The following is a 22134-nucleotide window of genomic DNA, read 5'->3' as shown; positions in this document are numbered from 1 at the left end:
AAGAAACCTCTGTAATCAAGGAAGAATTGCAGAGGTTTCTTTAATTTTTATATGTTTTTATATTTTGTGCGAACGCTTTTAATTTGAAAAGCTATACCTTATCGGAACTGCCAGATCCTGTTTTATCAAATTTTTTATAATTTTTAATCAGAATTCCCAGACTGGCGGTGGCGCCGATCATGATGAGGGCGGCGAACATTCCGCCGAAGTTTGCGATGATCTTGACACCATTGACACCAACGGTTGCGATCATGATGTAGCCGACTGCCATCGGAACGACACACCACACAAGCTTTAACCACATCGGGGAGTCCGGGGAATCCGGGTTGATACCCTGAGTGGAGATGCCTGCCATAGCGATACAGTTGGAGTTGCAGGCGGTAATGGTGCTGAGGAAGATCAGAACAACGAATAATGGGATGATCAGATTTCCAAGCGGAAGAGCTCCTAACATATCATAAGGAACATTCTCAACGCCGCGGTCATAAGATGCAACGAGGTCGAACAGTCCAGAAGTCTGAACCCACAGAGAGGTACCGCTGACTAAAACCATCCACAGGGCACTGACAGAAGCACAAAGACCTACATATAATCCAAGCACGTGTTTTACCTTGCGTCCATAAGCGATCTGTCCCATGAAAGCGCCAGAGGTAGGTGCCCATGCCATCCAGCTGAACCAGTAGAAGGTGGTCCACCACTGCGGCCACTGGGTTCCAACGGATTCACCAGTAATCAGGATACGTTCAATAAAGGTACCTGCGAAACCGCCCAATGCCTCGGTAGAGAGGTTGAACAGGAAGGAGGCATTTGAAAATACCAGCAGGAAAATCAGGAAAATAGCAAAGCCGTATACGTTGATATTGGAAACATGCTTCATAGCTTTCTGGATACCGGAAACAGCCGTAGCAACCGTGACAGCGGCAACGACAATACCGACCATAAACCAGAGGCGGGCATTAGATGGAAGTCCAAGCATTTTGGAGATACCACCGGAAATATTCATGAATGCCTGTGCAACAGAACCAGCCATACCGGCACCGATGGCAAATAAGGTGATTGCGTCGATGGTCTGCATCCAGCGAGGATGGTAGCAGCGGTCACCCAGAAGAGGGGAAACTTCACTGGCGATGGAATACGGCTTTTTCGCGTTGTAATACATGAAAGCAAATACAACCGCCGGAACCGTATACATACAATATGGAACGATCGTCCAGTGAAGGAACATGGTTTCCATGGCAAATTTCAGGGAACCGCTGGTAGAAGGTTCAACGCCGTATAATTCGGTCGGCGGGTACGCGTAATGCGCGATCGGCTCCCCCGGTCCCCAGAAGAGGACACCGGCTGCCATGGTTGTTGTGAGGGCGATAGTAAACCAGGAAAAATTGCTTAGTTCTGGTTTGGCGTCCTCACCGCCGATTCGTACATCGCCAAATTTGGAAAACATGGCAACAACGGCGACGATTACGATTGCAAGGGCGAGAATGCTGGCAGCCCAGCCGAGATTTTTGATGATCCAGTTGTTGATATTATTGATGACTCCCAGAAAAGTTTCCTGATCGACAAGGCTTAAAACAAGGAACGCGACCAGAATAATAAATGGCGGGAAAAAGGTCATGATGCGAATTTTTGAGTTTTCATTTTTAGCATTTTTATCAGTCATTTATGATTCCTCCTTGTAGGGTGTATCCCAGATAGGACGGTAGTCCTCCGGGTGGCGGTCGGTCAGAACGGTATTAAAATCACGTTCTTTTGCAATCCGGTTTAAATCAACGCTTCCATATAAAATAGCTTCTTCCTGGACGCCGCAGCTGTCAATCCGTTCTCCAATAGGACTTACCAGCTGGCTTTTTCCTGCGAAGATCTCATCGCCGGACAATCCACAGCGGTTGACTGCGGCTATGTATACAAGATTGTCCAGGGCACGGCACGCAAGGTTTAAATCCCACCATTCTTTGAAATAGTAGCTGGCGCGCCATGCGGCCGGGACTAAAACCAGTTCGGCACCGGCCAGTGTCAGCAGGCGGACGGTTTCTGGAAAGCATACGTCGTAGCAGATGACGACGCCGATCTTTCCGAGTTTTGTCTCAAAGACCGGGTACTGGGTGCCGCGCTGCAGATAAGTTCGTTCGTCTCCGACGGGATGCGTTTTTGAATAATGCCCGAGAATCGTGCCGGTATCATCGATCAAAAAAGCAGAGTTTTCGACTCCAGATGGGGTGGAAAAAAGAATCGGAGCCAGAATAAAGACTGAAAGTTCCTTTGCCAGACTACGCATCCGTGTCAAGGAAGGTCCATCTTCGATTTCGGCGAGCTTCATCATATCTGGGATGCAGGTGCCGAGATAGCCGACATTAAATACCTCTGGCAGACAAATCAATTTTGCCCCGTGAGCGGCTGCTTCCCGGATCTGTTTCTCTGCTTTGTCAAGATTATTAGAAACATGGAACAAATCGCAGTCCATCTGGAGCATGGCGATTTGGTAAGGTGATCGAGTTTGTTGCATTTGAGTATCCCCTTCCTAAAATAGAATATTTATTCCATAAACGACATTTATGATATAATTATAGAATTTATAAAGGAATAAATCAACCAAAATACAATAATAAAGAACAAAATTTACCTTTTTTACAAAGAAATCCTCCGAAATTTGTCTGCTTTGACGAAAAACAAATGTCAAATTGACGAATTTCTAAGGAAAGTATATAATAAAACCAAACGAAAATCGAGTGAGAATCTTGGAATGAATGAGGATAAACGATGGGCAATGAAGTATTGGAACAGATCATAAAAATCAAGGACGCCGTACCGAAAAAACAGAGAATTCTCTGCAATTATCTGGCGCTGAATTATGAAAAGATTGGCGTGATGACGGTGGCGGAGCTGGCGGAAAATGCGGGTGTGGGAAGCACGACGGTCATGCGTCTGGTACAGCTTCTGGGCTTTGACAGCTACACTACATTTAAGAAAGCATTGGCACAGGAATCGCTTTTGAAAAATACAACGCCGTACCGCAGCCTGCGGCAGGAATTTTCCCGTACCTCGGAGACGGCGAGCCGGGATACGTTCCATATGGCGATCGCGGACGGAATCCAGGTGCTTGAAAATCTCTGTACGCCGTCAAACATTTCCCAGTTTGAGGCGGCAATCCAGCTGATGCTGGAATCAGATCAACTCTATATATTGGGAATGCGTTCCAGCAAGGCGCTGGCGCTGTATTTTGAATATGTGGCAGAGCGCTTTTATCCGCATATCCGCCAGCTCAGCCGGGAGGAAGAGTTTGTCTATGACCGGATTGCAATCAATACGACGCCGAAGGATGTGCTTTTAGTGTATTCGGTCTGGCCATGTACGAAAAAGACGATTCGTGTGGCAGAGTTAGCACATAATCTGGGAATCCCGATGATACTGATCACAAATACAAGCTTAAATCCATTGGTAAAGATCGCAGATGTAGTGATTGATACGAATTCTGTGAACCATCCGAGCGGTGATACTGCTTTGATGCTGGTAACGGAGGCGCTCATGAGTGAACTGGGAAGACGGACCGCACCGGAATCCACGAAGAATATTGAAAAAATCGAACAGGCATTGAATGACAATGGACTGATTCTCTGGGAGAATTAATCGAAGATGTGCAACTGAAAACCCGATAAAACAGGGCTGCCGTTATTCCTCAAACGGCAGCTCTTCTTTTCGCAAAAATGTCCGGATCGACTCGTCCCACTCGCGTTCCAGCGTCTTGTCTAACGTAAATTGGTTGAGCGACAGTCCGGTGACACAGCTTAAATGCTGGTTTTCATAATGAATATTTAAGAACAGTCCGCCGACCTGCTCCGGGAGCCATTGGCTTTTGCGGGCGGTCAGAAACTGTTCGGTGGCAGCCTTCGGAAGCTTCAAAATGATGGAGAAGCGCTCCGGAAGCTTTTTTCCTTTTATGAGGGAAAAACAGAACGGGCGCAGAGTTTTCCAGGTTGAATATTCTTCAATCTGCCCCTCGGCACGCTCTTCTTCGGAATAAAAGCTTTTATGGACGCGTCCGTCGATGGAGAAGGTGTTGAACGTCACGATCTCCGCTTCCTTGAGCAGAAAGCGGTCAAATGTCTCTCCGATGAACAGTTTCTTGGTAAATAATTTTATATCACAGATATTGCAGGCAATCATATGTGTCCTCGCTGAGATGGTAAATTCGTTATTTTCTGTGTAATGTAGAAACAATAACGTAGATTCTATTTTATCGCAGGCGGGAGAGGGACGCAAGTGACTTCTTATTGGCAAGACGGAGAATTTTAAAATTTTATTAGCACTCAACAAAAATGAGTGCTAATTTTCTATTGACATCTTGGAACGCTGGTATTAAAATAAGAGTCACGGTGATGGAAAATCACAAAAAAAGAATTTTACAAGCGTATATTTATGTAGCTGGATAGCAGGATTGGACGCGGCAGAGTGAAACTGCCAGACTCCATTTTCGGAAGCGGATATCCACTGTATTTTGCAATCAAAAGGAGTGTATAGATATGGCAGCAAAAACAGGAAGTTTATCAATCAACAGCGAGAATATTTTCCCGATCATTAAGAAATGGCTTTATTCCGATCATGATATTTTTTATCGTGAGCTGATTTCCAACGGATGCGACGCGATCACGAAGCTGAAAAAGCTGGCGCTGATGGGCGAGTATGAGGAGCCGGGAGAGACGGAGTATAAGATTCAGGTTACCGTTAATTCTGAGGACAAGACGATCACCGTCGAGGATAATGGTATCGGTATGACTGCCGAGGAAGTGGAAGAGTACATTAACCAGATCGCATTTTCCGGTGCACAGGATTTCCTGGCAAAATATAAGGACAAAGCAAACGAAGACCAGATCATCGGTCATTTCGGTTTGGGTTTCTATTCTGCATTCATGGTAGCGGACAAGGTTACGATCGATACTCTTTCTTATAAGAAAGACGCAGAGCCGGTTCACTGGGAGTCTGAGGGCGGCACTGAGTTTGCGATGGATAAGGGCGATAAGGAAGGCAATGGTACCAAGATTGTCCTTTATTTAAATGAAGACAGCACTGAGTTCTGCAATGAGTATCGCGCACGTGAAGTCATCCAGAAGTACTGCTCTTTCATGCCGGTTGAGATTTACCTGAAAAATGCAACGGCAGAACCGGAGTATGAGACGATCGAGAAGGATCAGCTGACCGACAAGGACACCATCGTTGAGACGGTGGTCGAGGAAGCAAAGACCGAGGAAAAGGAGAAAGGGGACGGCACGAAAGAGACCGTGGAGGTATCTCCGAGAACCGAGAAATATAAGATCCTGAAACGTCCGGTGGCACTGAATGACATTCACCCGCTGTGGAACAAGCATCCGAACGAGTGTACCGAGGAAGAATACAAAGAATTTTACCGCAAGGTATTTATGGATTACAAGGAACCGCTGTTCTGGATTCATCTGAACATGGATTATCCGTTCAACCTGAAAGGAATTCTGTACTTCCCGAAGATCAACATGGAGTACGAGAGCATTGAGGGCACCATCAAGCTGTACAACAACCAGGTATTTATCGCGGATAATATCAAGGAAGTTATTCCGGAGTTCCTGATGCTCTTAAAGGGCGTGATCGACTGTCCGGATCTGCCGTTGAATGTATCGAGAAGTGCGCTGCAGAATGATGGATTTGTAAAGAAGATTTCCGATTACATCACCAAGAAGGTAGCGGACAAGCTGACCGGTATGTGCAAGACAGACCGTGAGACCTATGAGAAATATTGGGACGATATCGCTCCATTTATCAAATTTGGCTGCTTAAAGGATGAGAAATTTGCTGAGAAGATGGATGACTACATCATTTACAAGAATCTGGACGGAAAATATCTGACGCTGAAAGACTGCATGGATAAGGCGAAAGAGGAAGGTCATGAGAACCAGATCTACTATGTAACAAATGAGAAAGAGCAGAGCCAGTACATCAACATGTTCAAGGCAAACGGACAGGATGCGATCATCATGTCTCACAGCATTGATAATCCATTCATCAGCCAGGAAGAGCAGAAGCATGAGAACCTGAAATTCCTGCGTATTGATGCCGATGTCAATGACACGCTGCGCGAGGAAGTGAAGGAAGAGGACAAGGAAGCGCTCAAGAAACAGGAAGAGACGCTGACAGAGACCTTCAAGAAAGCACTGGGCGATGATAAGCTGCAGGTAAAGGTTGAGAAGCTGAAGGATGCTGAGATTTCTTCGATGATCACCCTGTCGGAGGAAACACGCCGTATGCAGGATATGATGAAGATGTACAACATGGGCATGGACGCGTCGATGTTCGGCGGCAGCGGTCAGGTGCTGGTACTCAACGCGAACAACAAGCTCGTTCAGTACGTCTTAGAGCACACGGATGGCGAGAATACGCCGAAGATCTGCGAACAGCTCTACGACCTGGCACAGCTCAGCCACGGTTCCCTGACATCGGAGCGCATGACGAAGTTTATCGCACGGTCGAATGAGATTATGGGTATGATGCTGAACTAAGGGCGTCTGGTTCACGACTGTTTTATATAGGAAAATATGTTAAAATATCATATATGATATAATGACGGAGCTGCTGCACGTAAATGTGGCAGCTCTTTTATTACCTGTCGTAAGAGAGCAAATGGGATTCACTATTTCACGAATTTAGGATTTATGATAGAATAGGAGCACTTAGCAAGGTTTTTTCAGATTTGACGGGGAGGTGCGTGTATGTTTGGAATCGGAGGATGGAAACAGGTTGGCGCGACGTTTGATATGAAACGGCAGGCGGCGATCCGGGAGCAGCTGGAACAGGCGGGAATTGAGTATCAGGTCAAGGTGCAGAACCGTCTGAAATCGGGCGTGCTTTCCGGCAATCAGCGGGCGAGGCTGGGAAGTGCGGGAGAAAATGCGGCATCGGAACGGGAATATCTGTTTTATGTGCAGAAAGCAGAGGAGGAAAAGGCGCGCCGTGTGATAGAAAGCGCCGGAAGATAAAACAGGTATTTTCTGAGAATGAAAGGCCTGAATGACGAAGGAGAGAAAATGGGAGAGGGAAACTGGAACGAATCGGATCTTTGGCAGCGGGAGGCAGAAGAAAATGGTCTGCAAATGGAACCTGAGCTGCAGAATGCGGTTCAGAGTCCGAAACAAATCCGAAAAAACTGCCGCCGCGAGGTGCGCCGTGTCTGCAATGTCCTCGGCTGGGCGCTGGCATTTTTCAGCGTGATGACGGTACTTGTCAGCATACTTCTGGAAGTGGCTGGCAACGTATGGGCGGACGGAGGCGTGATCAGTACGTTTTTGAACCGGATGGTAAATGCAGCGTGGTATGAGGACGGCGGAAGCACGCTGGTCATCTATGCGCTGGTTCTTCCATTCGTATTTTTAATTCTGCGCCTTGTCCCGGAAGAACGGGCAGAGAAAATGAAGATTAGTTTCCTGCAGTTCTGTATGTTTTTTATTTTGGCACAGGGATTTGGAACTATCTTTAACCTGCTGGGAAATGCAATCAATGATGCGGTGGCGGCAAGTAGCGGCGGCGATGCATCCGCGATGAACCCGGTCAACGAGATGCTGGATTCGCTCTCGCCGGTAATGATTTTATATGTAGGGTTTTTAGGACCCATTATTGAGGAATATATCTTTCGATGGAAACTCTTAAACCGATTGCGCCGTTTTGGCGATAAGGCGGCGATTACCTACACGGCGCTGATGTTTGGTCTGATGCACGGAAATGTGACGCAGTTTCTCTATGCGGCGGTGATTGGCGTGGTTCTGGGATATGTGGCGGTGAAGACGGGACGGATGCGTTATAATTGTCTGCTGCATATTCTGATCAACAGCTGGTCGTTAGTGATAGCGATGCTTGGAACACAGGATACGCTGCTGCCGCTGTTTATCACGTTTCTGATGACCGGGTTTATGGGCTGCACGATCATCGGGGCGTTTGTTCTGCTGATTTTCAATTTCCGGAAAATCCGGCTGTCCGATGGGGCACTCCCAGAGGGAGTGAAATTCCGCAATATATGTGGGGCAATGTATGGGAATCTCGGAACAGTGGCATTTATTCTGGTAAGTTTGATTACGATGGCGTTTTTCTTGTCGAGATGATGTGGTGGTCAGTTGCTGTTCACAAGTAGGCACTTTTGGAAGTGAAAGTGCCGTAAGATAACGTGGTGGCAGCAGGAATTAGTTGTATTTAAATGCGAAGCCACGGTAAAATCTGTTACTGGGCACGTGTGTGTGAACAGTAACACTGTTCATGTGTTTGTCATGTATTTCAGCATGTATTTCACGGGATTCTGCTTGACTTCCTACTGTGTGATTACTATAATAAATAGTAATGAATACTACGTGATGTGAATTGCGTAACGGGAGGACGTTATGTTATATAAAATTATTGGTGACAGCTGCATGGATTTGACGGAGGAACTGAAATTGGATCCGCATTTTCAGATGATTCCGCTGACCCTTCAGATAGGGGATTACAAGGTAACGGATGATGAGACATTTAACCAGAAGGAGTTTCTGGCAAAGGTAAAGGCAAGTCCCGAGTGCCCGAAGACGGCGTGTCCATCGCCGGAGAGCTTCAAGGAAGCATTTGAGGGCGAGGCAGAATATATTTTCGTGGTAACGCTTTCGAACCATCTGAGCGGTTGCTACAACTCGGCGGCTTTGGCAAAACGCCTTTATGAGGAAGAGAACGGAACGGACGGGAAGAAGATTGCAGTCATTGATTCCCTGTCGGCGTCGGCGGGCGAGTTAAATATTGCGCTGTTCATCCGGGATCTGTGCGAGAAAGGTCTTCCGTTTGAGGAGATCTGCAGGCAGACGGAGGCATATCGGGATTCGATGAACACGTATTTCGTCATTGAGACGCTTGATTTCTTAAAGAAAAATGGCCGTCTGACCGGTTTGACGGCTTTTATCGCGTCGGCGCTGAATATCAAGCCGGTTATGGGCGCGGACAGCGGTACGATCATCAAGCTTGATCAGGCGCGCGGCATGACCCGGGCGCTCGACCGGATGGCGGAGATTGCGTGCAAAGAGGGCGGCGATACCGCAAGCAAACGTCTGGTGATCGCACACTGTAATAACCCGGAACGTGCTGAGCACGTGAAAGAGATCATGTGTAAACGGGCAAACTTCCGTGAGGTAGTGATCACGAATACGGCTGGCGTTGCAACCGTGTATGCGGGCGACGGCGGAATCATTATGACACTGTAGGGAGAAAGAGTGGGTGATGACAGCTGGAAAGGTGGAAAACGCCGGACAGCTGCGATTGATTGAGGAAAAATGAAGCATACATTTTTTAGTAAATGCACGAAAATGCCGTTCAGATACCGGACGGCATTTCTTTTATCTAGAATTGGAAATATGACAATTTTGGCAGGAATGACGCTTTTGCTTGGCGGATGCCAGGCGGGAGGTTCCATATGGAAAGAGACAATCTCATTGGAGCCAAAAGACAAAACGGTATCGGAAGAAACGCTTGATCCGGAAACAGATATAGACGGGCAGGTGGAGTCAGAACAGGTAGATGGCGCGGAACTGGGGGTGGAAATGCAGGGGCAGGACGAATCTGGCAAACTTGAGTCAGAACCGGGAGAAAATGATTCAAATGAGTGTTCGCTTCTGTTTGCCGGAGATATCTATTTTTCCAACCATGTTTTAAATGCCTACGACCGTGTGGGAGGTATCGGTGGCGTCCTCGGAGAGAGCTTGCGGGAGACGATCGCGGAGTCTGATATTTTTATGGCAAACCTGGAATTTCCGTTCAGCGACCGGGGAACACAGGCGGCGGATAAACAGTTTACGTTCCGGGTATCCCCGTCCCGCGTGTCTATTTTACAGGAGATCGGACCAGACATTGTGACGGTGGCGAACAACCATGCGCTAGATTACGGCACGGACGCACTGCTGGACACGTGCGATACGCTGGACAGTGCCGGGATTTTGCATGTTGGGGCGGGAAAAAATCTGGAAGAGGCGAAACAGCCGCAGATCATTGAGAAAAATGGAAAAAAGATTGGTTTTCTGGGCGCGTCGCGCGTCTTTCCGACGGGCGGATGGGCGGCAGGATCGTCGCATCCGGGCATGTTTTCGGCGTATGACACGGCTTCGGTCGTGCAGGAGATCCAGAAGGTAAAGAAAGAGTGTGATTATCTGGTTGTCTATGTCCACTGGGGTATCGAGCGGAACACGCAGCCAGAGGCGTACCAGCGGGAGATGGGACATCAGTACATCGACGCGGGCGCTGATCTGGTGGTTGGCAGCCATCCACATGTGCTGCAGGGGATCGAGCTGTATCATGGAAAATGGATTTTGTACAGTCTGGGAAATTTTGTGTTCGGAAGTTCGATTCCGGAGACAATGCTGGTGCAGGCGTCGGTAGATGCACAGGGAGAGACGGCGCTTTCAATTGTGCCTGCAACTTCATCTGCCGGATATACGAGAGAGCTGGACGTGGGGAAGAAAGAGGCGTTTTACCAGAAGATACAGGGGCTTTCGGACGGCGTGCAGATTGATGAGAATGGAAAGGTGCAGGTGCAGTAAAATCAATTCGTGAAATCCTGCCCCTGAAAACACCCGCTTTCCCGCAGTGCCTTGGAAAACGTATTCAAAAACGCCCGCTTATTTCCACTCCATTCCGGTGCAACCAGCAATTTTTTCGGTCCATCGCCGCTGATCCGGTGGATGACCATATCGGGCGGCAGCAGGCGGATACATTCGATCAGCAGCTCAATGTATTCGTCCATTGAAAAGACCGGAAAAGGTGCCTGTTCGTAGAGCTCTGCCAGCTTCGTGCCGCGTAAAATGTGGAGAAGCTGAAGTTTGATGCCGTCGATGGCAGGCTGGAAATCGGCCAGATAGCGGACGGTATCGAGCATCTGAGCTTTCGTTTCATCAGGCAGCCCCAGAATGACATGGACGATGACGGTCAGACCGGCGGATTTCAGTTCACGGACGGCATTTTCAAAGACTGGGAGGGAATAACCGCGCTGGATGCGCGCAGCACTTTCCTCATGGATGGTCTGAAGTCCCAGTTCCACCCAGACCGGTTTTCGGCGGTTTAAGCGGGCGAGAAGCTCCAGGACATCCGGCGGCAGGCAGTCCGGGCGGGTTCCGATGGACAGGGCAGCCACGTCCGGGTGGGCGATTGCCTCGGAAAAAAGCGTCTCCAGATAGGAGACAGGCGCATAGGTATTTGTGTAGGACTGGAAATATGCGACATATTTTCCACCCGTTATTTTATTTGCGACACGCGCCTTTGCCGCTTCGATCTGTTCGGTCACGGAGGTGTGAGCCGGCTCTGCAAAATCGCCGGAACCGCCGTGGCTGCAGAAAATACAGCCGCCCGTTCCCAGCGTACCGTCCCGGTTGGGACAGGTCATGCCGCCGTCGAGCGCCAGCTTGTAGATTTTCTGCCCAAATTGGTCTTTCAGCCATGCGTTTAACGAATAGTAGGGACGACCGTCGGAGTAGCAGCGGGGCATGGAGGAATCCGGGTGTTTGCCGGAGGCGGTGGATGCAGGATGGAATGTTTCGGGTAATGATAGGTATGTTTGAGTAGTTTGCTTCATACGGACTCCTGTGTTTTACTATATAAATGAAAGCTTACCAGAACCACAGCATTTTGTAAACACACGAAAGAATATCGTATTGAGGCATTTTGAGGAAAATGATATAATGAGCGCAGAAGAAAAGAATGCGGCTGCGAAGCAGACATATTCTTTTCTTGCGCCATTAACGAACGAACAGCCATGCGAAGCAGGGCGGTAGAGCGCGATAGCGCGGGTTCGTGAGTTATGATATAATACATACAAGAAGTCAGATTGAATCAAAATGTCTGAAATCATAACCATATATATAAAGGAAACAATTGTTCACGGGTAGGCACTTTTGGAACCGAAAGTGCCGTAAGAAAACGTGGTGGCAGCAGGAATTTGCCGTATTAAAATGCGAAGCCACGGCAAATTCCGTTACTGGGCACGTATGCGTGAACAGTAACAAACAATTTGGGGAAAAGGAGAAGGAATATGTCAGTCAAAGAAACACTGAAACAGCTGGAATCTGAGAAAACGAAAGTGCTGATGGCAGAATTATACGGGGCGGAGAAAGCGGAGGAGAACCGGGCGCGTTACCGCTATGTGGCAGAGCACTTTGAAAAAACATATGGGGAACGCGATATCAAGCTGTTTACTTCCCCGGGACGGACGGAGATCAGCGGCAACCACACCGATCACAATCATGGCAAGGTGCTGGCGGGCAGCATCAACCTGGACTGCGTCGGAGCGGCGGCACCGAACGGAACCGACACGATCCGCATTTTAAGTGAGACATTTCATCAAAATTTCAGCATCCATTTAAGTGACCTGAAACCGAGCGCGGGTATGAGCGGCACCATCGACCTGACAAAGGGCATTTTAAAGGGTTTTGAGGAGAGAGGATACAAGGTCGGCGGATTTGACGCATACATTACCAGCAATGTTATCAGCGCGGCGGGCGTCAGCTCTTCGGCTTCCTATGAGATGCTGATCTGCTCTATGTTAAATACGATGTTCAATGAGGGCAAGATGGACGTTGTCACCTACGCGCACATCGGAAAATATGCAGAAAACAAGTTCTGGAACAAGGCGTCCGGACTGCTCGACCAGATGGCGTGCGCGGTCGGCGGTCTGATTACGATCGATTTCAAAAACCCGGAAGCGCCGGTTGTGGAGAAGATTGATTTTGATTTTGGTGCACAGGATCATAGCCTGATGATTGTAAATACGGGAAAAGGTCACGCGGATCTGAGTGCAGATTATTCTTCTGTTCCGAACGAGATGAAGAAAGTAGCGCAGTATTTTGGCAAAGAGGTATGCGCGGAGATTTCCGAGGAAGAGGTGATCGAAAATCTGCCGGAAGTCCGTGCATTTGCGGGTGATCGCTCTGTGATGCGTGCATTCCATTTCTTTGAGGAAAATAAGAGAGTAGAGCAGGAAGTAAAGGCGCTCCTCGAAAATGATTTTGCAGCCTTTTTGGAGGGAATCACTGCTTCGGGCAATTCTTCCTGGAAATGGCTTCAGAATGTATACACGACTGCCAACGTGCAGGAGCAGGGCATCAGCATTGCGCTGGCGCTGACAGAGCTGTTTATTGCGAAAAAAGGACGCGGCGCGTGCCGGGTTCATGGCGGCGGATTTGCCGGTGTCATCATGGCGATGATTCCGAATGATCTGGTGGACGAGTATACAGAATATATTGAAAATGCGATCGGAGAGGGCAATGTATACCGCATGAGCATCCGCCCGCACGGCGCGATCTGCGTGAGCGAGCGCATCTAAAAATTGGGACCTGGAAAGGCGGTGGAATTTATGGGAAATAAAAATCTGATTATCACAATCGAGAGGGAGTACGGAAGCGGAGGACGTATTGTGGGACGCAAGCTGGCAGAGGAGCTGGGGCTTCATTTCTACGACGATGAGATCTTAAAGATGGCGTCGGAGAAGAGTGCGGTCGGAGAGGAATTTTTCCGTTTAGCGGATGAGAAAGCGGGAAACAACCTGCTTCACCGTCTGACTGGCGCGAAGAAGGCAGATGTGTTCGGAAAGCCGTCCCTGAAAGGCGATGTGACATCGCCGGATAACCTGTTTAAATTCCAGGCGATGGTGATGCGGGAGCTGGCAGAACAGGAACCGTGCGTATTTGTAGGCCGTGCGGCTGGCTATGTGCTGGATCAGGACGAGGAGATCGAAAATCTGATCCGCATCTTTGTCTATGCCGACCGTGTGCGCCGCGTGCAGCGCGTTATGGAAGTAGACTGCATCAGTGAAGAAAGAGCGAAGAAGCGCATCCGGAAGATTGAGAATGAGCGGAAGAATTATTATAAATATTTTACCGGAAATGACTGGAAAAATATGAAGAACTACGATCTTCCGATCAATACGACCCGCCTCGGACTGGACGAGACGGCGGAGCTGATCAAGGAATATGTGAAGCTGCGCGGGTATATGAAGTAGGGAAAAATGAAAACAACCTGTCTGTGATGCAGGCTAAAAATTTCAGTTGAAGATTGTAGGAAGCAGGGCAGATTTGGAAGATGAGAAGTGCCAGCGGATCGCCAGCTCAATCAGCTCCCAGAATGCTGGGAGAGTGATTCCGGCATTCTGAATTTTCCTTTGACGACAGTAGAATCATTACGAGCTTATTACAAATTATTTACGGTTTGAAGTGGCATATTGACGGTCAAAATGGAAAAATGATACAATGATTTCAGAAAGAAAGGGGGCAAAAGCATGAGAAATGCATCTGAATTTAGGCAAATGGCGCGTGAGACACTGCGCGGAAACTGGAAACTTGCGATGGGAACGGGATTAGCAGCGTCCCTGATTGGTGCGGAGATTGCCGATACGGCGCCAAATGGAATATCAGAGCTGCAAAAAGTGATACAGGCACGACCGGAAGTGAAGAATGTGCTGACGCAGGTATTTCTGATGCGCAGCATGCTTCTGCCCTTGGTGCTTTTGCTTATCTGGGGCTTGATGGTGGTTATTATTGGAGGTGCGGGGCAGATGGGATACGCCCGTTTCCATCTGAATCTGGCAGAGAAAAAGGAAGCATCCTTTTCTGATTTATTTTCCCAGTTTTCGCGGATCACAGATGGCGTGGCGATGGTATTTGTGCGCGGCTTTTATATATTTTGCTGGACCTGCCTGTTTTTCGTTCCGGGTTTCATAAAGACGTACAGCTATGCGATGACACCATATGTGCTGATGGAACATCCAGAATATTCCGCCAACGAGGCGATCACCGAGTCGCGCCGCCTGATGGATGGGAAAAAATGGAATTTATTCTGCCTGACCTTTAGCTTTATCGGCTGGCGGTTGATCTGCAGCATTCAATATATAATACCAGCGGTTCTTTTGTATACACAGGGAAGGCTCAGCGGTGTGACCGTGCTGTTTCTGGTAGGGCTGATGGGACCGCTCAATATTGGCTATCTGTTTCTGCGCCCATATGAGGAGGCGGCATTTGCGGCATTTTATAGGGACGTGCGGGATGAGAAGAGGGAAATAGAAGAGATAGAAATGCAGGATAAGTGGAGTGAGAATGAGCCGGAGGAAAGTGAAAATGCGTGAACTCTGCCTATACAAAAATGAAATCATTTGCATAGAACTGTGCTTGTGTAAGGATAGACGGAACAATAAAAATCTTTGAAAATCAAATTGGCGAAAGCCCAAAATAAGAATCTGCAATCAAAAAACACCTCAGAAAGTGGTCAAAATGAAAGCTTTCTGAGGTGTTTTTTTGAGTTGTATTATTTATTTTGTTTTAGTCCATCCGTGCTTTCTCAGACAGCAAATGTTTCTGGCAATAGAAGAATGCCGGAATCAGAAATGCATCGGCGAGCAGCCATGCAAGCGGCGAGGCAAAACAGATGATGATGTAGCCAAAGATCGGCACCAGCAGGAAGCCGACCATGGCGCGGGCGATCATTTCGCAGACACCTGCCAGGATGGCGAGCAGGCTGTAGCCCATTCCCTGAATCGTGAAACGCCATACATTGACGATTGTCAGAGGTATGTAGAACAGGGAGTTGAAGGTCAGGAACTGGTGCGCCTGATGGATTACAACTGTTTCCGAGGCATCGACGAAGAGAAGCGGAATCACGCCGCCAAACACGGTCAGCACGATACACGCCGCAATGGAGTAGATGCCGCCGATGAGAGTCGCGGACCGGACGCCCTGGCGGATGCGGTCTACCTTTCCGGCACCGGCGTTCTGTCCGGCGTAGGTTGCCATCGTGCCGCCCAGTGCGTCAAACGGGCAGCAGAAGAACATGCCGATCTTCTGACCTGCGGTGACGGAGGCAACTGCGATGGAACCTAAGGAGTTGATGGCAGTCTGGATGACAACCGAGCCGATCGCGGTAATCGAGTATTGGAGTCCCATCGGCACACCCATTTTGCAGAGAATGTAAATGTGTCTGCCGCTGATGCGCGTTTCCTCATGGTGCATATGCAGGATTTCAAATTTTTTCTTCATATAGATCAGGCAAAGAATACCGGATACTGCTTGAGAGATAACAGTTGCATAGGCAGCTCCGGCGGTGCCGGTTCCGATCTGTACGATGAAAAGCAGATCCAGCGCAATGTTTAAAAGGCTGGATAAAATCAGGAAATAGACCGGCGTTTTGGAGTCGCCGAGCGCACGGATGATGCCCGCCAGCGTATTGTACAAGTAGGTTGCCGGAATACCGGCGAATACGAAGAAAATGTAGCTGTACGCGCCGTCAATGATATTGTCCGGCGTCTGCATCCATACGAGAATCTGGCGTGTCATCAGGCAGACGATCACGGTCATGACCACGGCAAAACAGGAGGCGATCCATCCGGCATTAGCGACGAAACGGCGCATATCCTTGTAATCCTGTGCGCCGAACCGCTGTGCAACCGGAATGGAAAACCCGGTGCAGACGCCGATGACGAAACCGTTAATCATAAAGTTGATGGCGGAGGTGGAACCGACCGAAGCCAGTGCATTGACACCGAGAAATTTTCCAACAATGATCGTATCGACCATGCTGTAAAACTGCTGGAACAGAAGTCCCATCAGCATCGGAACCGCAAAGCCCAGAATCAGCTTTGCCGGGCTCCCGTTTGTCATATCTTTTATGGTAGAGCGTTGCGAAGAGCGGCTCATGGAAAAACCATCCTTTCTAAAAAACGATTATAAAACTCTGAGAGTAGATTTTATAAGAAATACATAAAATTGGCAATCCGAAAAATCACGAAAAAAAGTAAAATAGAGGCACTTTTTTTGTGATATAGAAGCGGGCTGGTCAACACGCGGTATTTTACAATCAGTGACATACATGGTATCATAACAGGTAAAGTGATTTTTATTTCATAGGAAATTGCGTCCTATGAAACAAAAAACGCTCCGCGAGGATGCGCACTTGCGCGAAGCAGAAACATGTCGCAAGCGACCGCGCTCGGCGCGAGAATGTGCCAAGGCACATTCTTTTTCATATAGAACGGAAATGAGGGTAACATACATGAAGAGACTGGCGGTGGGAATCCTGGCGCACGTAGATGCGGGGAAGACAACATTATCAGAGGCGATGCTCTATGCAGGCGGCATGATCCGCCATCTGGGGCGGGTGGACAAGGGCGATGCGTTCCTGGACACATATGAATTGGAGAAAAAGCGCGGAATCACGATTTTTTCCAAGCAGGCGCGGCTTGCATGGGATGATATGGATGTGACGCTCTTGGACACGCCGGGACATGTGGATTTTTCAGCGGAAATGGAGCGGGTGCTTCAGGTGCTGGACTATGCGGTGCTGGTCATCAGCGGTTCAGACGGCGTGCAGGGGCATACAAGGACGCTGTGGCGGCTGCTGGCGCGCTACCAGATTCCGGCGTTCCTTTTTATCAATAAAATGGATCTGGCGCCGGGACGGGAACAGGAGGTCCTGCGCGATCTAAAAGAGTCGCTGGGCGGCAACTTCGTTGATTTTGGTGCGGACGGGACGGAAAGTTTCTATGAAGAGGCAGCAGTCAGCGGCGAAGCGGAATTGGAGGAATTTCTGGAGACGGGACAGGTGTCTAAAGATGCGATCCGCAGCCGGATTGCCAGCCGGGATCTGTTTCCGTGTTATTTTGGTTCGGCGCTCAAAAATACGGGCGTGGAAGAATTTATGCGCGGTTTGGAAGAATATACGCTGGAACCAGTGTATCCGGACGAATTTGGGGCGAAAATATTTAAAATTGTGCGCGACAGCCAGGGCGAACGCCTGACTTATATGAAGATCACGGGCGGCGTGCTGCATGTCAAAGACCGGATCGGCGAGGAAAAGGTAAATCAGCTCCGCCTGTATTCAGGCGATAAGTATGAGGCGGTGAGCGAGGCACCGGCGGGTATGATTTGTGCGGCAACGGGACTTTTGCACACGAAACCGGGCGAGGGGCTTGGAGTCTGTGAAATGGGCGCGGAACCGGTGCTGGAGCCGGTTTTGACGTATCGCGTCGAGCTTCCGGAGGATGTGGATGCGGCGGCGATGCTGCCGAAACTGCTTCAATTAGAGGAAGAAGAGCCGGAGCTTCATATTGTATGGGAGGAAGAAAAGAAAGAGATTCACGCCCAGATCATGGGCGAGATCCAGATGGAGATTCTGAAAAGCCTGATTGCAGAGCGTTTTGGGGTAAATGTCCGGTTTGGCGGGCGCAGCATTGTATATAAAGAAACGATCACCGATACGGTCGAGGGTGTCGGGCATTTTGAGCCGCTCCGCCATTATGCGGAGGTACATCTGCTTCTGGAGCCGGGAGAACCGGGCAGCGGGCTGGTGTTTGATACCGATTGCAGTGAAGATATTTTAAGTAAAAACTGGCAGCGGCTGGTGCTGACGCATCTGGAAGAAAAGGTACACCGGGGTGTTCTGATTGGGGCGCCGATCACGGATATGAAAATTACGCTGAAATCGGGACGCGCCCATGTGAAACATACAGAAGGCGGCGATTTCCGACAGTCCGTGTACCGGGCGGTCCGTCAGGGACTGATGCAGGCGCATTCGGTACTGTTGGAACCATTTTATGCCTTTCACCTGACGATACCGGACAAGATGGTGGGACGTGCAATGACCGATCTGGAGCGGCGGTTTGCCGTCTTTGAGGGACCGGCGCTGGAGGACGGGCAGGCAATATTAACCGGACGTGCCCCGGTATCGGCACTCGATGGATATCAGACGGAGGTGACGGCGTACACGGGCGGATTGGGACAGATGATCTGCACGCTCGATGGCTACGGACCGTGCCACAATGAAGAAGAAATCATTGCGGCAGCCGGGTATGATCCGGATGCGGATCTGGCAAACCCGAGCGGATCTGTTTTCTGTACGCACGGAGCGGGATTTGTCGTCAACTGGGATGAGGTCAAAGACTATATGCATCTGGAAAGCTGCCTGGGCGATTCCAATGGAAAACGGCGGATGGATGCGATCCCTGAGCTGGGTGCGCGCTCCTCGGATGGACAGGGCGGCGGCGCTTCGGAAGAAATGTGGATCGGAACGGACGAGGTCGATGCGATTCTCGCTCGCACCTACCATGCAAATAAAAAGGAAGACGGCGGAAAACGCCGGTGGGGCGGAAAGAGCAAACGCCCGGCGGAAACCTATGGTGCCGGAGTGTACGGAGAGATGGCGCGGAGGCAGGAAGCGGTGAGACAGAAGAGCGATTCGAAAGTCGGGACAGCTGAAACTTTGGCATCTGGAAGTGAAGGAAAATCGGGAAGTTCTGTGGCTGGAAATGCAGGAAAATTGGAACATGCAGGCAAAGCGCCGGAAAGTGGCGGAGCGGGCAGCAGAACCGGCGGCTCCAAAGGGAAAATGGCATCGGCGGTACGGGAATACTTGCTGGTAGATGGCTACAACATTATTTTCTCCTGGGATGAGTTAAATGAGCTGGCGAAGATCAACATTGATAGCGCCCGTGGTAAGCTGCTGGATATTCTCTGCGATTATCAGGGAAGCCGCGGTATCGAGGTGATAGCGGTGTTCGACGCCTACCGGGTGCAGGGACACCGGACGGAGGTGACGGATTACCACAACATTCATGTAGTCTTTACGAAAGAGGCGGAGACAGCTGACCAGTACATCGAGAAATTTGCCCATGAAAATGGGCGGAAATATACGGTAATGGTAGCGACCTCCGACCGTCTGGAACAGATCATCATCCGTGGGCAGGGCTGCGGGCTGTATTCGGCGCGGGATTTTGAGGAAGAGGTAGACCGTGTGAAGAATCAGACACGGGAGCATACCAACCGACCGCATAGCGGACATAAAAATTATCTGCTGGATTCGGTGCCGGAAGAGGTGCTGCGGCAGGTGAAGAAGGACGAATAATGTATAAAAAGCGGATGTTCGTATAGATTACTCGAAGGCATGAATCAGATCCTTCTGCATAAATTCTATCAGTTCTGCTGCCGCTGCACTCGGGCTGCCGGTTTCGATGGCGGAAAGCATGGTTCAGTTAAGGGAATATGCAGAAAAATCTGCATTGTACATTACAAGGAAAATACTCACATGTGCTGCAAAAATATTTTAAGGTATGACGAAAAGACAGAATGCACATCGGTCACGTTAAGAAATATAATAGGGATGAGATTTGAGCTGCTCGATACATGAAATCCCTGTTTCTCTTTGGGCGGATGTTAATAGGATATTTAAGGTTGGGTCTGATAGGAGTCAGATGCCTTTGTATGAGAATCATGCTCTCAGTTTTGTCACCGCTGCTTTTCAGATTTGCCCTGCATCTGGATCATAAACTGTATATACTCCTTAAAAGCAAGTTTCAAAAAATTGAAGAGAAACCGTATATAGATAATACCTTGCCGGACTTCATTTTCGATGGAGTCCGGCGTTCTGTATCCAGAAATCGCATTTCCTGTGTCGGTGAAAAGTGTTACACTGTTGGATATTCTGAAAGAGCAGAAGGCAAGTAAATACTCCGGCGAGATCTACCACAAAACACAGATTGATTTGACATACTATTCCAACCATATAGAAGGAAGCCGACTGACCCACGATCAGACCCGGTATATCTTTGAAACCAATACTATCGGTGTAGAAAAAGAAGTGCTGAACGTGGATGACGTGATTGAAACAGCAAATCACTTCTGCTGCATTGACATGATCATTGATCATGCAAAAGCAGCTCTGACGGAAAAGTTCATCAAAGAGCTTCACTTGGTTTTGAAGAACGGCACCAGCGATTCCAGAAAAGATTGGTATCGAATCTTTGAGAAGATTCTCAGCGAAAAGAATATTGATGCGTTTAACGGAGCCCAAGGGCGTATTCTTTATGTACTGTGGCAGGAAGATGGAATCTCTATCAGGTCACTCTCGATTAAATGTGGATTAGCGATAACTTCTCTTACTACGATGCTGGAAAGAATGGAAAATCAAGGGCTGATAAGACGCATTCAGTCTGAAACGGACAAAAGGAAAACACTCCTGTTTCTGACTGAAAAAGCACATGCCTTAAAGGACGAATACGATTCTGTATCTGATAAAATGGGCAGTATTTACTACAAAGGTTTTTCGGAGGAAGAAATTACCCAGTTTGAGGAATACCTCGACCGCATCAGAAAGAATCTTGAGGAGTGGCAGAAATCATGAGTATTTGTATCAAAGATCAGATTCAAAACATGAATATCGTCATCGGATGTACAGTGGGGTGTGCATATTGCTATGCCCGCAATAATGTGAAACGCTGGCATATGATTGATGACTTTGCTGACCCTGAATTCTTTCCGGGTAAGCTCAAGATGATGGAAAAGAAACGTCCGCAGAACTTTCTTATTACCGGCATGAGCGATCTTTCCGGCTGGAAGTCAGAATGGAGAAACGAGGTATTTGAAAAAATCCGTGAAAATCCACAGCATCAGTTCCTGTTCCTTACAAAGCGACCAGATCTGCTGGATTTTGATACAGATTTGGAAAACGCATGGTTTGGTGTTACGGTGACGAGAAAAGCAGAACTGTGGCGTATTGACGCACTACGGGAAAATGTCAGAGCAAAACACTATCATGTTACCTTTGAGCCGCTATTCGACAATCCAGGTTCAGTTGATCTTTCCGGGATCAACTGGATCGTTGTCGGCACCATGACTGGAGTTCAGAGCAGGAAGGTTCATACGGAGCCGGAGTGGGCATGGTCTCTGGCAGATCAGGCGCATGTGCTTGACATTCCGGTATTTATGAAGGAAGCTCTTGTCCCTATCATAGGGAATGAAAATATGATTCAGGAAATGCCGGATGAATTCAATAAAGTGTTGGAGGGACAGAGATCATGGCAGAAGTAATAAATGGAATCCTCATTCGTGAGGTGGAAACAAAGAACATCATGACCAAGTCCAGTCTGCCTGTAGGCGGTTACTCGGTCAATCCATATGTAGGCTGTACACACGCCTGCAAGTATTGCTATGCTTCTTTTATGAAGCGCTTTACCGGACACAAGGAGGAATGGGGCACTTTCCTTGATGTGAAGCATTGGCCGGAAATTAAGAATCCGAAGAAATATGCCGGACAACGGGTGGTCATCGGTTCTGTGACAGATGGCTACAATCCACAGGAGGAGCAATT

17 protein-coding genes and 1 pseudogene are annotated in these 22134 nt (G+C 48.7%); 13 read left to right on the top strand and 5 right to left on the bottom strand.

The window, feature by feature from the left end; all coding sequences use genetic code 11:
* Nucleotides 1-91: 91 nt before the first annotated feature.
* Together DW720_RS14365 and DW720_RS14360 are read right to left on the bottom strand one after the other, a co-directional pair.
* The gene (locus DW720_RS14365; protein WP_118468524.1) at nucleotides 92-1660 is read right to left on the bottom strand and encodes a BCCT family transporter; all 1569 of its coding nucleotides are present in this window, start codon (nucleotides 1658-1660) and stop codon (nucleotides 92-94) included.
* Nucleotides 1661-2503, bottom strand: a complete 843-nt coding sequence (locus tag DW720_RS14360) for a carbon-nitrogen hydrolase family protein (protein WP_243099737.1) — start codon at nucleotides 2501-2503, stop codon at nucleotides 1661-1663.
* A 254-nt stretch (nucleotides 2504-2757) separates the two neighbouring features.
* Between DW720_RS14360 and DW720_RS14355 the strand changes: the two genes are divergently transcribed.
* Entirely contained in the window at nucleotides 2758-3624 is an 867-nt protein-coding gene (locus DW720_RS14355) for a MurR/RpiR family transcriptional regulator (protein WP_107001331.1), read from the top strand.
* A 42-nt stretch (nucleotides 3625-3666) separates the two neighbouring features.
* Here the strand turns inward: DW720_RS14355 and DW720_RS14350 are convergent, their stop codons facing one another.
* A complete protein-coding gene (locus DW720_RS14350; protein ID WP_107001332.1) occupies nucleotides 3667-4161 on the bottom strand; it encodes a DUF5721 family protein in 495 nt (164 codons plus the stop codon).
* Between the two features lie 356 nt (nucleotides 4162-4517).
* On the opposite strand from DW720_RS14350, the gene htpG reads away from it, so the two are divergent.
* The 5 genes from htpG to DW720_RS14325 all read left to right on the top strand — a co-directional run bounded on the left by htpG (nucleotide 4518) and on the right by DW720_RS14325 (nucleotide 10559).
* Nucleotides 4518-6521, top strand: a complete 2004-nt coding sequence (htpG, locus tag DW720_RS14345; RefSeq protein ID WP_118749777.1) for a molecular chaperone HtpG — start codon at nucleotides 4518-4520, stop codon at nucleotides 6519-6521.
* 210 nt (nucleotides 6522-6731) lie between these two features.
* A complete protein-coding gene (locus DW720_RS14340; protein ID WP_118473033.1) occupies nucleotides 6732-6998 on the top strand; it encodes a DUF2007 domain-containing protein in 267 nt (88 codons plus the stop codon).
* Nucleotides 6999-7046: 48 nt separating this feature from the next.
* Nucleotides 7047-8114 (top strand): type II CAAX endopeptidase family protein, encoded by a 1068-nt coding sequence (locus DW720_RS14335; RefSeq protein ID WP_182436558.1) that lies wholly within the window; start codon nucleotides 7047-7049, stop codon nucleotides 8112-8114.
* A gap of 273 nt (nucleotides 8115-8387) precedes the next feature.
* Entirely contained in the window at nucleotides 8388-9230 is an 843-nt protein-coding gene (locus DW720_RS14330) for a DegV family protein (RefSeq protein WP_118638339.1), read from the top strand.
* Between the two features lie 150 nt (nucleotides 9231-9380).
* A complete protein-coding gene (locus tag DW720_RS14325) occupies nucleotides 9381-10559 on the top strand; it encodes a CapA family protein (protein ID WP_243099736.1) in 1179 nt (392 codons plus the stop codon).
* Between the two features lie 2 nt (nucleotides 10560-10561).
* Here DW720_RS14325 and DW720_RS14320 read toward each other — a convergent pair whose 3' ends face one another.
* Nucleotides 10562-11500, bottom strand: coding sequence for a TIGR01212 family radical SAM protein (locus tag DW720_RS14320; protein WP_118749774.1), 939 nt, complete (start codon nucleotides 11498-11500; stop codon nucleotides 10562-10564).
* A 543-nt stretch (nucleotides 11501-12043) separates the two neighbouring features.
* On the opposite strand from DW720_RS14320, the gene DW720_RS14315 reads away from it, so the two are divergent.
* The 3 genes from DW720_RS14315 (at nucleotide 12044) to DW720_RS14305 (ending at nucleotide 15127) form a co-directional block, all read left to right on the top strand.
* A complete protein-coding gene (locus tag DW720_RS14315; RefSeq protein ID WP_118749773.1) occupies nucleotides 12044-13333 on the top strand; it encodes a galactokinase family protein in 1290 nt (429 codons plus the stop codon).
* Between the two features lie 30 nt (nucleotides 13334-13363).
* Entirely contained in the window at nucleotides 13364-14008 is a 645-nt protein-coding gene (locus DW720_RS14310) for a cytidylate kinase-like family protein (protein ID WP_107001503.1), read from the top strand.
* Between the two features lie 276 nt (nucleotides 14009-14284).
* Nucleotides 14285-15127 (top strand): DUF975 family protein, encoded by an 843-nt coding sequence (locus DW720_RS14305; protein WP_118749772.1) that lies wholly within the window; start codon nucleotides 14285-14287, stop codon nucleotides 15125-15127.
* 193 nt (nucleotides 15128-15320) lie between these two features.
* On the opposite strand, the gene DW720_RS14300 is transcribed toward DW720_RS14305, so the two are convergent.
* Entirely contained in the window at nucleotides 15321-16691 is a 1371-nt protein-coding gene (locus tag DW720_RS14300) for an MATE family efflux transporter (RefSeq protein WP_118539296.1), read from the bottom strand.
* Between the two features lie 355 nt (nucleotides 16692-17046).
* Here DW720_RS14300 and DW720_RS14295 point away from each other — a divergent pair, with 355 nt between their 5' ends.
* The 4 genes and pseudogenes from DW720_RS14295 to DW720_RS14275 form a co-directional block, all read left to right on the top strand.
* Nucleotides 17047-19893: a TetM/TetW/TetO/TetS family tetracycline resistance ribosomal protection protein gene (locus tag DW720_RS14295; RefSeq protein WP_118749771.1), complete on the top strand. Its 2847-nt coding sequence runs from the start codon at nucleotides 17047-17049 to the stop codon at nucleotides 19891-19893.
* 843 nt (nucleotides 19894-20736) lie between these two features.
* On the top strand, nucleotides 20737-21168 hold the full coding sequence (locus tag DW720_RS14285) for a radical SAM mobile pair system MarR family transcriptional regulator (RefSeq protein WP_118743244.1): 432 nt from the start codon (nucleotides 20737-20739) through the stop codon (nucleotides 21166-21168).
* Nucleotides 21165-21854 (top strand): radical SAM mobile pair protein A, encoded by a 690-nt coding sequence (locus DW720_RS14280; protein WP_107001344.1) that lies wholly within the window; start codon nucleotides 21165-21167, stop codon nucleotides 21852-21854. The genes DW720_RS14285 and DW720_RS14280 overlap by 4 nt, the downstream gene beginning before the upstream one ends.
* Nucleotides 21842-22134, top strand: a pseudogene (locus DW720_RS14275) (radical SAM mobile pair protein B); the annotation flags it as partial. The gene DW720_RS14280 and the pseudogene DW720_RS14275, both read left to right, overlap by 13 nt.

The organism is Clostridium sp. AM27-28 (assembly GCF_003480955.1).
GTDB lineage: Bacteria > Bacillota > Clostridia > Lachnospirales > Lachnospiraceae > Otoolea > Otoolea fessa.
The sequence above is the reverse complement of the archived record's forward strand: the minus strand, read 5'-3'. Positions and strand labels throughout refer to the sequence as shown.